The organism is Candidatus Aeolococcus gillhamiae (assembly GCF_016464765.1).
Taxonomy (GTDB): domain Bacteria; phylum Chloroflexota; class Dormibacteria; order Aeolococcales; family Aeolococcaceae; genus Aeolococcus; species Aeolococcus gillhamiae.
Genome location: NZ_JAEKNS010000069.1, coordinates 1 through 15,067, shown reverse-complemented (window position 1 = coordinate 15,067; position 15,067 = coordinate 1). Strand labels below are relative to the sequence as shown.

15 protein-coding genes and 1 tRNA gene are annotated in these 15,067 nt (G+C 71.5%); all 16 read right to left on the bottom strand.

Annotated features, from left to right (window positions below):
* Window positions 1-140: 140 nt before the first annotated feature.
* Window positions 141-217, bottom strand: a tRNA-Val gene (locus JF886_RS06355).
* A 147-nt stretch (window positions 218-364) separates the two neighbouring features.
* Window positions 365-655 carry a hypothetical protein gene (locus JF886_RS06350; RefSeq protein WP_337310699.1) on the bottom strand — a complete coding sequence of 97 codons (291 nt, stop codon included), beginning with the start codon at window positions 653-655 and terminating at the stop codon, window positions 365-367.
* A gap of 14 nt (window positions 656-669) precedes the next feature.
* Window positions 670-2,061 carry an MFS transporter gene (locus tag JF886_RS06345; RefSeq protein WP_337310697.1) on the bottom strand — a complete coding sequence of 464 codons (1,392 nt, stop codon included), beginning with the start codon at window positions 2,059-2,061 and terminating at the stop codon, window positions 670-672.
* A complete protein-coding gene (rsmA, locus tag JF886_RS06340; RefSeq protein ID WP_337310695.1) occupies window positions 2,058-2,930 on the bottom strand; it encodes a 16S rRNA (adenine(1518)-N(6)/adenine(1519)-N(6))-dimethyltransferase RsmA in 873 nt (290 codons plus the stop codon). The genes JF886_RS06345 and rsmA overlap by 4 nt, the downstream gene beginning before the upstream one ends.
* Window positions 2,927-3,727 (bottom strand): TatD family hydrolase, encoded by an 801-nt coding sequence (locus JF886_RS06335; RefSeq protein ID WP_337310693.1) that lies wholly within the window; start codon window positions 3,725-3,727, stop codon window positions 2,927-2,929. Before JF886_RS06335 ends, rsmA begins: the two co-directional genes overlap by 4 nt.
* A 5-nt stretch (window positions 3,728-3,732) precedes the next feature.
* Window positions 3,733-5,280 carry a methionine--tRNA ligase gene (metG, locus tag JF886_RS06330; RefSeq protein WP_337310691.1) on the bottom strand — a complete coding sequence of 516 codons (1,548 nt, stop codon included), beginning with the start codon at window positions 5,278-5,280 and terminating at the stop codon, window positions 3,733-3,735.
* 1 nt (window position 5,281) lies between these two features.
* A complete protein-coding gene (gene rsmI, locus JF886_RS06325; RefSeq protein WP_337310689.1) occupies window positions 5,282-5,965 on the bottom strand; it encodes a 16S rRNA (cytidine(1402)-2'-O)-methyltransferase in 684 nt (227 codons plus the stop codon).
* Window positions 5,962-6,819, bottom strand: a complete 858-nt coding sequence (locus JF886_RS06320; RefSeq protein WP_337310687.1) for an NAD+ synthase — start codon at window positions 6,817-6,819, stop codon at window positions 5,962-5,964. The genes rsmI and JF886_RS06320 overlap by 4 nt, the downstream gene beginning before the upstream one ends.
* Window positions 6,764-7,735 carry a nitrilase-related carbon-nitrogen hydrolase gene (locus tag JF886_RS06315; protein ID WP_337310685.1) on the bottom strand — a complete coding sequence of 324 codons (972 nt, stop codon included), beginning with the start codon at window positions 7,733-7,735 and terminating at the stop codon, window positions 6,764-6,766. Before JF886_RS06315 ends, JF886_RS06320 begins: the two co-directional genes overlap by 56 nt.
* Window positions 7,732-10,506 (bottom strand): helicase C-terminal domain-containing protein, encoded by a 2,775-nt coding sequence (locus JF886_RS06310; RefSeq protein WP_337310683.1) that lies wholly within the window; start codon window positions 10,504-10,506, stop codon window positions 7,732-7,734. Before JF886_RS06310 ends, JF886_RS06315 begins: the two co-directional genes overlap by 4 nt.
* An 8-nt stretch (window positions 10,507-10,514) precedes the next feature.
* On the bottom strand, window positions 10,515-11,171 hold the full coding sequence (locus JF886_RS06305; protein ID WP_337310681.1) for a lysophospholipid acyltransferase family protein: 657 nt from the start codon (window positions 11,169-11,171) through the stop codon (window positions 10,515-10,517).
* Window positions 11,171-11,866, bottom strand: a complete 696-nt coding sequence (gene cmk / locus JF886_RS06300; protein ID WP_337310679.1) for a (d)CMP kinase — start codon at window positions 11,864-11,866, stop codon at window positions 11,171-11,173. Before cmk ends, JF886_RS06305 begins: the two co-directional genes overlap by 1 nt.
* Window positions 11,863-12,600, bottom strand: coding sequence for a pseudouridine synthase (locus JF886_RS06295; protein WP_337310677.1), 738 nt, complete (start codon window positions 12,598-12,600; stop codon window positions 11,863-11,865). The genes cmk and JF886_RS06295 overlap by 4 nt, the downstream gene beginning before the upstream one ends.
* Window positions 12,597-13,253, bottom strand: coding sequence for an SMC-Scp complex subunit ScpB (gene scpB, locus JF886_RS06290; protein ID WP_337310676.1), 657 nt, complete (start codon window positions 13,251-13,253; stop codon window positions 12,597-12,599). The genes JF886_RS06295 and scpB overlap by 4 nt, the downstream gene beginning before the upstream one ends.
* On the bottom strand, window positions 13,246-14,010 hold the full coding sequence (locus JF886_RS06285; protein WP_337310675.1) for a segregation and condensation protein A: 765 nt from the start codon (window positions 14,008-14,010) through the stop codon (window positions 13,246-13,248). The genes scpB and JF886_RS06285 overlap by 8 nt, the downstream gene beginning before the upstream one ends.
* 38 nt (window positions 14,011-14,048) lie before the next feature.
* Window positions 14,049-15,067 (bottom strand): DNA repair protein RecN (locus tag JF886_RS06280; RefSeq protein ID WP_502711404.1); only part of this gene is annotated, 1,019 nt, incomplete at its 5' end.

The following is a 15,067-nucleotide window of genomic DNA, read 5'->3' as shown; positions in this document are numbered from 1 at the left end:
GGCCTGTGCAAGGTGTGGACAACTGCTTCGTCGCGCTGTGGACATCTGCGCAGCCTCTGTGCGCAACATGTGCGCACAGGTATCCCGCTGAAAATTCCTTAAGAGATACGCTGGCGAGGGCCGAGTCACGGCTCGGCGCGTGGTGGGCGCAATAGGGATCGAACCTATGACCTCTGCGATGTCAACGCAGCGCTCGTACCAACTGAGCTATGCGCCCGCACGCGCGCCGGAGGCGGATTCCGGACCGCGATGATACCAGCCTCCCCACCAAAATCCGTCAGCGCAGGCGACTTCACGTCGCCGGAGATGACACCGCTGAGCTGGGGGGTGCCCGAGGGGGGAACGCAGTTCCCCCTTCGTCTTTCTAGACGCGTGTCTTGCGCGAGCGACCGACGCTCTTCTGGGCGGTGGTCAGGTCGTCGGCGGTCACCTCGACTCGCAGGATGCCCTCACACTCGTGGCAGACGACGTGGAACGCCTCGGGCCGGCCGATCGGCCGGGCCACGGCCTGGCGATGACCGCAGCACTCACAGGTGACTATGGCCCGCATCTTGTCTCCCACATTCGACGTCAGCCCGCTGGGGGTGCCGGCGAGCATTTCACCGCCGCTGTGGGTGCAGAGAAAGATGATGGTTTCGCGACGGCGCCGTTGCACAGCCGCGACGCGGATCAGTCGGCCGCGCTGAGCTCGGTGTCGAGAATGGCGAGCCGGCGCCAGAATGCCAGCCTCACGACGAACGCGCCGGCCAGGATGATCACGCCAAGTCCGGCCACAACGCTGGCCACGCCCACCGCGTCGGCGATGATGCCCGCGACCAGCAGGGGTAGGGCCACGGCCGCGTTGATCACGGCGAAGATCCCGCCGAATATGCGGCCCCGCGTCTCCTCGTTGGTGCGTTCCTGGAGGATGGTGAAGGCGGGGATCAGCAGGGCGCCGAGCGCGCCGCCGAACACCGCGCTGAGCACCAGCACCATGGGCACGATCGCTCCGTCCGCACCGAGGCTGCGGAACAGCGGAGGGGTCACCCCGACCGCCGCCAGGGAGGCACCTGCGACAGCCAGGGCGATGACCAGCGTGACCGCCTTGGAGAAGCCGTTGCCGGCGCGCTGGGCGAGGACCGCGGCCATGGTGACCAGCCCGAGCGTCGCCGGGATCAGGACGAGGTAGGTGTCCTGGTCGGAGCGGTGCAGTTCCTTGACCATGAACACCGGCCCCAGGGCAAATACCGTGAACACCACGATCAGAGCCACCGCGAGCTGGTACAGGCCCAGGCGGATGGCTGGGTTGCCGGCGATTAGGCTGATCCCCTCGCGGAGCTCGCGGCGCAGGCTGGCGGTGTGCTCGGGCGCGGTGCGGGCGGCGCGCAGCGGTGTGCCGATCCGCCAGATCGAGATGGCCGCCAGCGCGAACAGCGTGGAGGCGATGAAGAAGGGGGCACGTTCGCCAACCAGGCGGATCGCCAGTGTCGCCGCTGGCACACCCAGCACCAGGGTCAGGATCACCGTGGTCATGAACAGCGAGGTCGCGCCCATGATCTGGTCGCGCCGCACCAGGGATGGAATGCTCGCCGCCTCCGCCGGCGCGAACAGCTGCCCTACTGAGCTGAACAGGAAGGTGATCACGATCAGCGGCCACGCCTGGTTGCCCACCACGGGGAGCACCTGGACGATCGGGATGAGCAGGATCAGCCCGCCGCGGATCGCGTTGGTGGCGATCATCAGGGTGCGCTTGTCATGCCGGTCGGCGTACACGCCCGCCGGGGCGCTGAGGAAGACCGATGGCAGCGTGTAGGCGATCATCAGCACGGACTGGATCGAGGCCTTGCGGCTGACGTCGTAGACCACGATGAGCAGGGTGAACATGAGGAACTTGTCGGCCAGCTGGCTGGCTGCCTGGGCCAGCCAGAGGAGCCGGAAGTCGCCCCGGCGCAGGACCGCCCGGAAGCCCTGGCGATCCTCGGGCAGCGGCGGGACCGCGGGGCGCGCTGCATGGAGGTGGCGCCGGGACGCCGGTGGCGCGATCTCATCGCCGGGCGGGATCGCGATGTGCGGTTCGTTCACGGGTGTCCGGGAAGCGTACGGGCGGCGACGGCGATCCGGTGCCATTCGGCGAGATCGAGCGTGCCCGGCCGCCGCCCCGGGTCGATGGCAGCCTCGCGCAGCCATGCCACGCCGAGTGCCTCGTCGCCGCCCGCTGCATGGGTGATGCCGTGGCGCAGGGTCTTGCGGCGCATCTGGAACGCGGCCCGGGCAACGTCGAGCACGCTCTGGCGCGCCGCGGCATCGAGCCCTGCGGCCGGGGTGAGACGGATCACACTCGAGTGCACCGCCGGAGCAGGCTCAAAACTGGCCGGGGTGACGTCGCGCAGGCGCTCCACGGTGGCCACGCTGCGGACAGCGACCGTGGCCAGGCTCCACGCGCCGGGACCCGCCGCGAGGCGCGCAGCCACCTCACGCTGGACCAGGAACACTCCGCGGCGGGGCGGGTCCGCCATCTCGTAGAGCCGGGTCAGCAGGGGCGTGGTGATGCTGTAGGGGATGTTGCCGGCGGCGAGCCATCCCTCACCGATGCCGAAACTGGCGATGTCGACGCGCAGGGCATCGCCCTGAGCCACCTCCACGTTCGGCCGATCGCGCTGGGTGATACGGGTGGCAGCCACACAGCGTTCATCGAGGTCGACCGCCACCACCCGGCGGGCGCGGCGCGCCAACTCGCCGGTGAGCGTGCCGATCCCCGGACCGATCTCGAAGACGTCGTCGGTCGCTTCGATCGCCAGGGCGGCGACGATGTCGTCGAGGACGTCGCGATCGATGAGGAAGTTCTGGCCCAGCCTGTGCCGGGCGACCAGTCCCACCCGCCGGGCGACCGCCTGCAACGTGGCCGGATCGGTGAGATCGGCAGCGGCGGCGCCACCGCGCGAGCCGCTCACGCGTCTGCACCGGGGAGCCGGAACAGACGGCGCGCGTTCGCGGTGCTCTGCTCGCGCACCAGGGCGACGTCGACGTCGCGCAGCGTTGCCACAGCGGCCGCTGTGGCGGCCACGTAGCCGGGGAGGTTGGGCCGGCCGCGATGGGGCACGGGTGCAAGAAATGGCGAGTCGGTCTCGAGCACGTAGTCGCGATCCCCGACTGCCGCGGCGGCGGCCTGCTGCGGCTCGCTGCGCGGAAAGGTGACGATCCCGGAGAAGGAGATCGCGTAGCCGGCGTCCACGCACGCCGCCGCGAACGGGGCATCGCCGCTGAAGCAGTGCATCACGCCGCGCACCGCGGAATGCTCGCGGATCAAGGACAACACCTCGGCGTGGGCGTCGCGGTCGTGGACCACCACGGGCTTGCCGTGCGCCTCGGCCAGCTCGAACATGGTGTGCATCGAGCGGCGCTGCTCCTCGAGTGGGGTGTCGTGGTAGCCGGGCCGGAAGTACAGGTCGATGCCGATCTCCCCCACCGCGACCGCGCGCGGGTGGTCGAGGAGCTCGCCGAGCGCCTCGACCTGGCGTGGGTCGGGCGCGTGTTTCTGATGAGGGTGCCAGCCCACGGTGAACCAGACGTTGTCGTGCGCTTCGGCGATGAGCCGGTTGCGGTCGGAGTCCTCGACGTCGAGCCCGACGCTGACGATCTGCTCGACGCCGTCCGCCGAGGCGCTTGCCAGGGCGTCGTCGAGCAGGCCACGTTCTTGCAGCAGGACGAGGTGGCAGTGGGTGTCGACGAGCGGCCCGCGTGGTGCCACGTTGCTCATTCGGCGGCGAGAACGGCCTCACGGTCGAGTCGCGGGAAGAGGATCTCGCCGACGGCGACCGGGGCGCCCTCAGCGAGCCGCGGCCAGCTGCGCACCTCGTCGGTCAGGTCGCCGCCCAGGGCGAGGCCCATCTCGGCGGCGACGCGCGCGGTCGCCCGGGGGATGATCGGATGAAGCAGCATCGTCGAGACGCGCACCGCCTCGAGCAGCTCGGCGCACACCGTGCCGAGCCGAGCGTCGCCATCGCGCTGCAGCGTCCAGGGCGCTGTCTGCTCGATGTACTTGTTGGCGCGCCCGACGAGCTGGCGAGCTGCGGCCATCGCCTCGCTGAACTGCAGGTCATCGATGGCCGCGTCGTACACCGGCACGACCCGGGCCGCGGTGCTGCGCAGCTCATCGTCGATGGCGGCGCGCTCGGCCAGCGCCGGCACACGGCCACCGAAATAGCGCTGCACCATCTTGGTGGTCCGCGACACCAGGTTGCCGTAGTCGTTGGCCAGGTCGGCGTTGTAGCGGTCGATGAACTTGGCGATGGAGAAGTCGCCGTCGCGGTCGAACGGCACCTCGCTGAGCAGCACCCAGCGCACCGCGTCGCTTCCGAACTGGTCCACCAGCTGCATCGGTTCGATGAAGATGCCCCGGCTCTTGCTCATCTTCTCGCCGGCCAGCGTGATGAAACCGTGGGCGTGCACCTTGCGCGGGAGCGGCACGCCGGCGGCCATGAGGATGGCCGGCCAGATGACCGAGTGGAACCGTGTGATGTCCTTGCCCACGACGTGGACGTCCGCCGGCCAGAACCGCGCGAAGTCGTCGCCGTCGGGATATCCGACCCCGGTCAGGTAGGCGGGCAGCGCGTCCAGCCACACCCAGATCACCTGCGACTCGTCCCCGGGCACCGGGATTCCCCAGGTGGAGAAACCGCGCGAGATGCTGATGTCGGTGAGGCCTCCCCTGATGACGCTGAGCATCTCGTTGCGTCGAGGCGGTGGCACCACGAAGTCCGGCTCGCGCTCATAGAGGTCGAGCAGCGGCTCCGCGAACTCACTGAGGCGGAAGAACCAGTTCTGCTCCTCGACCCACTCCACCGGGGTCTGGTGGATCGGGCACATGCCGGCGACGATCTCCTTCTCCGTGTAGAACTGCTCGCAGAACGGGCAGAACCAGGCGCGGTACCAGTCCTTGTAGATGTGGCCCGCATCGGCGAGAGCACGCCACAGCGTTTCTGAGGTGCGCCGGTTGGCGTCACTGCTGGTGCGCACGAAGCTGGTCGGCTCGACGTCGAAGGCACGCATCATCGTCTTGAAGGCGTCGACCTGCCTGGTGCAGTAGTCAGCCGGCTCCATTCCCGCGGCGCGGGCGGCGCGCTCCACCGACTGGCTGTGCTCGTCGCTTCCCACCGTGAAGCGCACGTCGTCACCGCGCAGCCTGCGGTGACGCGCCAGCACGTCGCAGCCGATCTTCTCGTACGCGTGGCCGAGGTGGGGATCGCCGTTGACGTAGTCGATCGCCGCGGTGACATAGAAGGAGGGCTCAGGCCGGGTCACGTCAGCTGGCTCCGATGAGGACGGTGCACTCGCCCCGCGGCGGCTGGGCGGCGAACGCCTCGGCCAGCGCTGCCGCGGTGCCGGTGTGGAAGGTCTCGTGGACTTTAGTCAATTCGCGCGCCACCACCACCGGGCGCTCCCCGCAGCTCGGGGCGATCAGCGCCAGCGTCCGCGCCAGGCGCAGCGGCGACTCGTAGAACGCCACGGTCGAGTCGGAGAGCAGGCCGCTCTCCACGGTGCGGCGCAGCTTGCCCGGGCTGCGCGGCAGGAAGCCGAGGAAGCAGACGCGGTCGCCGCGCAGACCGCTACCCGCCAACGCTGCGGTCAGGGCCGATGGGCCCGGCACCGGGACCACCGTCACCCCCGCCTCGCGCGCCGCCTGCACGAGGAAGGCTCCGGGGTCGCTCACCACCGGCGTGCCCGCATCGGTGCACAGCGCCAGGGTGTCGCCCGCGACGAGCCGCGCGACCAGCGCCGGGACCCTGCGCGCCTCGTCGTGCGCCGGCAGGGAGAGAAGCGGACGCGCGATGCCGTGGGCCGTGAGCAGCTGGCGGGTGCGCCTGGTGTCCTCGGCCACGACGGCGTCGCACTCGCGCAGCACGCGCAGCGCGCGCAGGGTGATGTCCTCGAGGTTGCCGATGGGGGTGGCGACGACGTGCAGGAGGCCGGCGCTGGTGCCGCTCAAGTACCCCAGTCCCTGGGATAGCGGAAGTCGCGATCGATGGTGCGCGCCGACAGCTTGGCGATGATCGGCGGTCGCCGTTTGTACTGGCTGCCCCTGACCCGCTGCGCCACCAGCTCCACGAAGGCATCCTCGAATCCGAGCGCGCGGAGCTCAGCTCGGGTGCGGCGCTCATCGACCATGTGGTACAGCACCGAATCCACGAGGTCGTACGCGAAGCCCAGCTCCTCCTCGTCCGACTGTCCTTCCCACAGATCGGCGCTCGGCGCCTTGCTGATCACCTGCTCGGGGAGGTCGACGCTCCGCGCCAGGGCGAAGACCTGCGTCTTGTAGAGGTCGCCCAGTGGGTTGAGCGCGCTGGCCATGTCGCCGAACAGCGTGCTGTAGCCGAGCAGCAGCTCGGTCTTGTTGCTGGTGCCGATGACCAGCGCACGGTGCGCCCACGACATGTCGTAGAGGATGGTCATGCGCTCGCGCGCCATCTTGTTGCCGCGCCGGCCGCGGTCGGCGTCGGGAAAACGCTCGAAGTATGCGTCCACCTGCGGGGAGATGTCGACCACGGTCGGGGTCATGGCCAGTCGCTTGCACACCAGGCGCGCGTCGGCCTCGGATGCCGCCGATGAGGTCCGGTACGGCATCAGGATGGGGAGCACGTTCTCCGCTCCCAGGGCGGCGCACGCCAGCGCCGCGCTCAGCGCCGAGTCGACGCCCCCGGAGAGACCCACGACCACGCGCTGGAACCCGACCTTGCGCACCTCGTTGCGGATGAAGCCGACGAGGATGTCGCGGACGACGTCGCGGTCAATCGCGAGCGCGTCGCTGTCGGAGACGGTCTGTCTGTGCGTCGTTGATGTCATGTCGCTCATCTCGAAGCAGGGGGTTGGCGATGCGGGCGCGTCGCACCGCCGCGAGGTCGATGCGGTGGAGGACCAGGCACTCGTCGTCGCCCGCAGGGTCCTCGAGGAGCCGCCCGTCAGGCCCGACTGCGCGTGAACCGCCCCAGAACCCGACTCCGTCCTCGAAGCCGACACGATTGCAGTACAGCAGGTAGGCGGTGAACAGCTGGGCGTACGTACGGGTCATGGCGTCATAGCTGCGCGCGGTGCCGAGCGCGTTGCCGTGCACCACGCCGCGTCCCGGCGAGGCGGACGGGCAGATGAAGAGCTCGACGCCCTCGCGAGCCAGCAACCCTGCGGCGGTCGGATGCCACATGTCCTCGCAGATGAGCGTGCCCGACCGCCACGGACGCGGGGGCGCGGCGGCGGCCAGCGGGGCTGCGAAAGTGCGGAAGCGATCTCCCTGGGCGAGGTACCTGGCCTCGTCGAACAGCCCATAGGTGGGCAGGTACACCTTGCGATGGACGTGGTGGACACGTCCTCCCGCCAGGTACAGCGAGGCGTTGTAGAAGCGAGCGTCGTCGCTCTCCAGCACGCAGCCGGCGACGACGTCGACGCCGCGCGAGGCCAGGGCCAGCCGCTGGAGCTGCTCGGACTGCTCGAGCAGCGCCACCTCGGGCACGAGGTCCTTGAGGAAGTAGCCGGTCAGCGACAGCTCGGGGAACACGATGAGCGAGGCGCCCCCGCCGGCCGCCTCGTCGATCAGCTCGAGATGGCGCTCGAGATTGGCAGCGACGTCGCCGAGGCGCGGAGCGATCTGGGCGAGCGCCACCACCACGTCGGTGCGGTCCCCCTGCGGCCGCACCGTGGTGGCCGCGGGCTCCGTCGTGGGCACAGCCACTGGGTCCGCAGCAGGCGGCGCCTCGGTGACGGTCATGCCGGGTCCTCATGCATGGGGTGATCCTGCTCTGATTGTCGGCCCGAAGCGCTCATCCGTGTCGTGATCGGAACACGCTGGTGGAGGACGAAGCCGGCCACGGCGTCGCCCACGTCCGCCACCGGCATGGTCACCACCGCCGCCGGGGGCAGGGCGGCGAGGAAGCGCTCACCATACTCGCGGCTGCGCAGACGCTCGTCGCAGAGCACGACCACGCCCCGGTCGGTGCCATGCCGGATGAGCCGCCCGAAACCCTGGCGCAGTCGCAGCACGGCCTGGGGGAGGACGTACTGGCCGAAGGGGTCGCTGAGCGATTCCGTGCGCGCCTTGACCAGGGGGTCGGTGGGCACGGCGAACGGCAACTTGGCGATGACCACGCAACGGAGCGCGTCGCCGGGTACGTCGATGCCCTCCCAGAAGCTGCTGGTGCCGAGCAGCACGGTGCGCCGGTTGGCGAGGAAGCTGCCCAGGATTTGCCGGCGGGTGCCGTCGAGGCCCTGCCCCAGCAGGGCGATGCCGCTCGCCTCCATCCGCTGCGCGAGCAGGGCGTGGACACGGCGTAGCGGGTTGTAGCCGGTGAAGAGGGCCAGGGTGCTGCCGCCTAGCCGCTCGGCGGTGTCCCCGACCAGGCTGGCCACCGCGCGATCGTGGTCGGGTTCGTCGTACGAAGGAACGTCGGACGGAAGGATGCAGAGCGCCTGGGCGAGGAAGTCGTACGGCGAGTTGAGCAGGAGCTCGTCGGCGTCGTCGAGGCCGAGGCGGTCCCTGGTGAAACCGAAGTCACCCCCGACCGCCAGGGTTGCCGAGGTGGCGATCACCGTCTCCGCGCGGGTGAAGACCGACTCCCGGAGCGCGTCGGCCACGGTCACCGGGGCCTCGTGGAGCTCACCCTGCTCGGCGCGCAGCGCCAGCCAGGCAACGTGACCGGGGCGCGGTCTTAGAAGCACACGCTCCACCGCTGCGGCGAGCTCGTCGAGAGCGGTTGCTGCCAGGAAGCGCTCCTGATCGGCCCGGTCCGGCTGGGGCAGCAGGTCGATCTGCATCGCGCCGGCCAGCTCCGGGTCGCGCAGATGAAGGGCCGCGGCCCGCCAACGCGCGGTGGCGTGCTCGGCCGAGCGAAGCAGGATCGCGTGGCCGTGGGCGTCGCGCACCTCCCTGGAGACGCCGACGGTGGCGTTGCCGCTGTGGTCGGAGCCGAGCACCTCGCCGATGCGCCCCTTGACGTCTCCGAAGAGGCGCACCGTCGCCTCGCGCGCCGAGCTCAGCGCCGCCTCCAGCTCGCCTTCGGTGGGCCCGAGCCGGTCGAGGACCACGAGCACGTCGAAGGCGCGCAGGTTGATGCCGAGCTGTTCGGTCGCGGCGGCCTCGAGGTGATGGGCCTCGTCGATGACCAGCGCCTCGTGCTCGCCGAGAGTCTGGCCGCCGGCGGCGGCGTCGGCCAGGAGCAGGGCGTGGTTCGTGATCACGATCGACGCCGCCTCGGCGGTGCGACGCGCGGCCACCATGAAGCAGCGATTGCTTTGCCAGTTGGCGCAGGCGGCGCCGAGGCAGTCGCCGCCGTCGGACTCGACGTGTCGCCACAGCGTCTCCTCGGAACCGTTGAGGTGGAGCTCACTGCGGTCGCCCTGCTCCGTCTCGGCCAGCCAGGCGAGCAGCTTGAGCTTGAAGCGGACGCGGTCGAGGTCGGGACCGTGCGGCCCCGCGTCGGCGGAGCCGAGGAACCGCTGCCAGCGGCGCAGGCTGAGCTGGTGGTTGCGTCCCTTGAGCAGTGCCGCAGGGATGGGCGCGCCGACAAGGGTCTCGACCATGGGCAGGTCGCGCTCCATCAGCTGTTCCTGGAGGGTGATCGTGCGCGTGGCCACCACCGCCCGGCGGCCGCTGCGGCTGTGCAGCGCCAGCGGGAGCAGGTAGGCCAAAGACTTGCCCACGCCGGTCCCTGCCTCGACTATGAGCCGGCGCCTTCGTTGCAGGGTCTGCGCGACTGCGCGGGTCATCTCCAGCTGAGCCTCGCGCAGCTCGAAGCCCTCGCCGGCCATTCTGGGCGGCACGCCCGCTCCGAGAAGGGCGGTCGCGGCGGCGACGAGGTCCGCCGGTGGCGGGCCGGTGGGAGGGGGCGGCGGTGGCGCCGCACGCGATGCGCCCGCCCACGCCCGCCGTTGCGGGTCCCCCACGCCGTCGACCACCGCGGTGAAGAACAGGCCGAGCTCGCCACCGGCCTGCGCGGCGACGCCGCGCATCTGCGCAAGCACGCCGACGGGCAGCGCTTGCGCAGCCGCCCGCAGGCGCGCGAAGAGGAGCTGAGTCGCCGACGCGTCGCTCAGGGCGCGGTGCGGGCGCAGGTGCTCGATGCCGATGGCGGCGCTGAGCAGTGGGAGGCTGTGGGACGGCGCGGTGGGCAGAAGGATGCGGGCGAGCTCGAGCGTGTCGAGAACTCGCCGCCCGCTGAACGCGCCGGGAACAAGGCCGGCGCAGAAGGTGACGTCGAAGCCGGCGCCGTGGGCGACCAGCTCAGCGTCCGCGCAGAAGTCGGCGAGCTGGGCGACGCCCTCGACAGGGGCCGGCGCTCCGGCGACGTCGGCCTCGGTGATCCCACAGAGCCGCTGCACGGCCAACGGGATGGGAACCCCGGGGTCGACGATCACCTCGAGCTCGCCGACGCGCCGCATGGTCGCGTCGAAGCGCACCGCACCGATCTCCAACACGCGGTCGCTCTTCGGCGACAGGCCGGTGGTCTCGAGGTCGAAGGCGACAAAGTCGCCCCTGGTGGCCACCCCGGGCGTCAGGCCGCTGGCGTCGACGCCGGCGCCTCCTGCTCCGCCGTGCGATACCGCGGCGGGAGCATTGCCGAGATAGCGTCCATGATCGCCGCGGCGATGGCGCGGTTGTCGTGCCGGGCGCTGCCCTCGCTGGTGGGGAGTGCGACGGGCCTGCCGTAGCGCACGTGCACGGGCGCGCGGTGGATCCTCGTCCTTCCCGGGGCGATCACCTGCTCGGTCCCCCAGACGGCCACCGGGATCACCGGTACGCCGCCGTGGCGGGCGAGGAAGCCGACGCCGGCCTGCGGGTCCCGCAAGTGCGCGTCGGGCGACCGCGAGCCCTCCGGGTAGACGAGCACGATGTGGCCGTCGCGGAGCAGGTCGAGCGTGTGGCGCAACGCGGCGCGGTCGGCGCTGCCGCGCACCACCGGGAAGGCGTTGAAGCCGCGAAAGATCCAGCGCACGCGCGCCTTCTCGAACGCCTCGCTCTTGGCCATGTAGTGGACGTCCAGGCGCGGGATCAGCGCGCCAGTCAGCGGCGGATCGATGGTACCGACGTGGTTGCCGACGAGCAGCGCACCGCCCTGGCGGGGGACGTTCTCGAGGCCATCGACATGGACTCGTCCTGGCAGCACCACGGCGACGAGGAAGCGCATCACGCCGCGCAGGAACCGGTACATCAGCGTGTCGGCACCGGGTCGAGGCCCGCCTCGTGGCAGAGCTTCAGCGCGTACGCGATCATGGTCGGCACGTCCATCGCCGCGGTGTCGATGACGTGCGCGTCGGGAGCCGGCGTCAGCGGCGAGGCGGCGCGGTCGGTGTCAGCACGGTCGCGATCGGCGACCTCGGCACGCAGCGCGCTGTGGTCGGCGTCCGTTCCGCGGGCGCGTAGCTGGGCGAGGCGGCGCTCCTCGCGGACCGACTGCGGCGCCGCCAGGTAGAACTTCACCGCGGCGTCAGGGAAGACCACCGTTCCGCAGTCGCGTCCCACCGCGACGGCGCCGCCGGCAGCGAGCGCGCGTTGCGGCTCGAGAACTGCGGCGCGCACCGCCGGCGTGCTCGAGATTGCTGTCAGCAGGGCTGCGTAGTGCGGGTCGCGCAGCATTACGTCGTCGGCGACCCCGTCCACCACGACGTGGTCGCCGCCGGAGCGGGGGTCGGTGTCGACCTCGACGGTCGTCTGCCGCGCGAGCTCGGCGAGCGCATCGGGATCACCGACGTCCACCCCGACGCGGACGGCGGCCACCATGATGCCCCTGTAGAACAGCCCGGTGTCGACGAGCGGCAGGCCCAGCTCGATGGCTAGCGCGCGACCCAGCGTGGACTTGCCGCTCCCTGCCGGGCCGTCGACAGTGACGATGCGGTGCCGGCTCACGTCCGCGGCGCGGTTTCAGCGCCGCGAAGCGCCGCCACCTCGCGGTCGTCGAGCGGACGCGTCTCCCCCTCGCGGAGGTCACCGAGCTCGATGGGACCGACCCGGGTGCGACAGAGATCGACGACCCCGTTGCCGACGGCGGCGAAGAGCCGCCGCACCAGACGCTTGCGCCCCTCCCCCATGACCACGTCGACTACCGCGTCGCCGACGCGATGCACCTCCAGCGCGCGCGCCGGGCCGTCGTCGAGCATCACGTCGTCAAAGAGGCGGGCGAGCTGCGCGTCGCTGAGCGATGACTCGGTGGTGACCCGGTATGTCTTGTGTACGCCGTGGCGCGGATGGGCGACGCGATGGGCGAGGTCTCCATCGCTGGTGAGCAGGAGCAGTCCGCGACTGTCGGAGTCGAGGCGACCGATCGGGACCAAGCCGGGGATGTCCGTGACCAGGTCGCGCACGGTGCGGCGGCGCTGTGGATCGCTCATGGTGGTGAGCACCCCGGGGGGCTTGTTGAGCGCCAGCGTCACGGCGGTGGCGGGCTTGGCTGCGACCGGCGCTCCGTCGACCACCACGGTGTCCGTGTTGATGTCAACCCTGGCTCCAACGGGTGCCACCTCTCCGTTGACGCGCACCCGGCCGGCGGCGATGAGCTGGTCGGCGGCGCGGCGCGAGGCCACGCCGCGACGCGCCAGGAAGCGGTTGAGCCGCTCCCCGGAGCCGGCCGCCACCGGGGTCACGGCGCCGCGCCACCGTCGTGTGCCGCGGCCAGCGGGGCAAGGACCTCGTCGCCGCCCAGGGGAGGCAGGTCGTCGATGCGCTCGAGCCCGACGATCTGCAGGAACCGCAACGTGGTGCCGAACAGCCGGGGCCGGCCCGGGGTGTCCTGGCGGTCCACCTCGGCGATCAGCCCGCGGCGCTCGAGGCTCTCGAGGACCGCCTCGCAGTTGACCCCGCGGATCGCCTCGATGCCGGCCCGGGTCAGCGGCTGGCGATAGGCGACGATGGCCAGGGTCTCCAGCGCCGGCCGGCTCAGACGGGTGGGGCGCTCCGGCTGGAGGGCGCGCTGCACCGCCCAGGCCGTCTCCGGCCGGGTGACCAGCTGCAGCTGATCGCCGTGACGCTGGACCATCAGGCCGCGACCGCGCAGCTGCCCGGCCAGTGCCTCCGCGGCGGCGCCGACCGCCCCCGGGGTTCGCCCGAGGATCCCGGCCACCTCGGCGAGCGTCACCGGCCGGTTCAACGAGAAGCAGACCGCCTCCAGGGCCACGGCGAGGTCCTCGGGCTCCGCCCCGGCCACCCCCTCGGGGACGATGGCGCGACCGAACACGTCCAGGGCGAGCTCGAACGTCTCCTCGTCCTCGACCTGCACCTCTGTCTCGATCTCATCCACCGGCGCGCACCGAGATCGGGCCGAACGGCTCCTCCTGCTCGACGACGGCCTCGCCGAGGCGGAGCAGCTCGAGGAGCGCGAGGAAGCAGGCGACAGCCTCGAGCCTGGTGGTGACCGTGGCGAACAGCTCCTCGAAGGCCAGCTCGCCGCCGCGCAGGCGCACGCGCAGCTCGTCCATCTTGTCGTCGACCGAGAAGGTCATAGCCCCGATCGGTAGCGGCTCCGCCTCGCTGAGCCTGACGAGCACGTCGCGGAAGGCGGCGGCCAGCCGCTCGGGCGGGATGCGCAGCCGCTCCAGCGGGATTACGTCGGGGGCGACCAGGCTGAGGAAGCTGCGCGCGCCCTCCTCGGCTGCCTCGGCCAGCAGCGCCTCGGCGGCGGCCTTGAAGAGCCGGTACTCGCTCAGCCGTCTGCCGGCGTCGCCGCCCGGGTCCTCCTCCTCGTCCTCGACAGCGGCGCTCTCCGCCGGGTGGAGCCGGGCGGCCTTGAGAGCGATGAGCCGTGCCGCCAGGGAGAGGAAGTCGGCCATCTCGCGGAGGTCCACCTGGTCACCGGCGTCGTCCATGCGGGCCCGGAACCTCGCGGTGATCTCCGCGACGGCGATGCCGTCGAGATCCACCTCGCCACGCTGGGCGCGCACCACAAGCTGCTCGAGAGTGCCGCTGAAGCCCTCGACCTCAACGGGGAAGCGCGGCTCGGTGTCGGTCGCGGCCGGCTCGGCGGGCGCGATCGAACCGGCGGTGCGAGTCTCAACCATGTCCTCCGCATGGTACGGATCGGCGCCGCGTCGATCCATCAGCGGCCAGCCGTGCGCGCCCGTCCCGGCCGCGGGCCCCGCCCGGACGCGATCGTCTCCACAGCCTCGCCGCGCAGCTCGACCGCGCGGGCCAGCGCGGCGACGGTGACCCGCCCGGACATCAGGCGGGCGATCTCGGCGAGCCGGTCGTCGCCGTCGGTCGGTGTCACGGTCGCCACCACCCCGCCGTCGCCGTCGCGCTTGCGCACCACCAGGTGCCCGGAGGCTCGTGAGGCGATCTCGGCGCGATGGGTGACGGCGATCACCTGGCGGTGCGCGCCGGTGGCGGCCAGCAGGTCGCCGACGCGGGCGGCGGTCTCGCCGCCGATCCCCGTATCGACCTCGTCGAGGACCAACAGCGGCGAAGCGGCCTCGGTGATGCAGGCCGAGAGCGCCAGCACCAGCCTCGAGAGCTCGCCGCCGGATGGCCCATGGTCGAGTGGCGCCGGCGTGGCGCCGCGATTGGTGGCGAGGCGAAGTTCGACCTGGTCGACGCCCGCCGGCCCGCAGTGCACGAACGCCCCGCCGACCTCAACCCCATTGGGGTCGGCGCGCTGCTCCAGCACCACCCGCAGGCGGGCGTGAGGCAGCTCGAGCAGGTGCAGCGCCGCGTCAACCTCGCGCTCGAGGCGGCGGGCCGCCTGGCGCCGCCGTTCCGACAGCTGAACCGCCAGCTCGCCGGCGCGGGCGCGAGTGCTGATCACCTCGGTCTCCGCGCCAGCCAGACGCGAACCGCCGTCCTCCCCAGCGGCGAGGAGCTCGCGGGCCGCCTCGATGGCCTCGAGAGCAGCCTCGACGGTGCCGTGCCGGCGACGCACCCTGGCCAGGACGTCCAACCGCTCCTCCACCTCGAGCAGGCGTCCCTCATCGAGACCGATCGCGTCGGCGTGGGCGCGAGCCGCGGAGCCGAGCTCGCGGAGCCCGTCGAGCAGCTCGGTGGCGTCGCCGGCGAGGCGGTCGAGCGCGGGGTCGACGCCGCTCAGCGCCACCGCCTCGTCGACCGCGGCGGCGAGGAGGT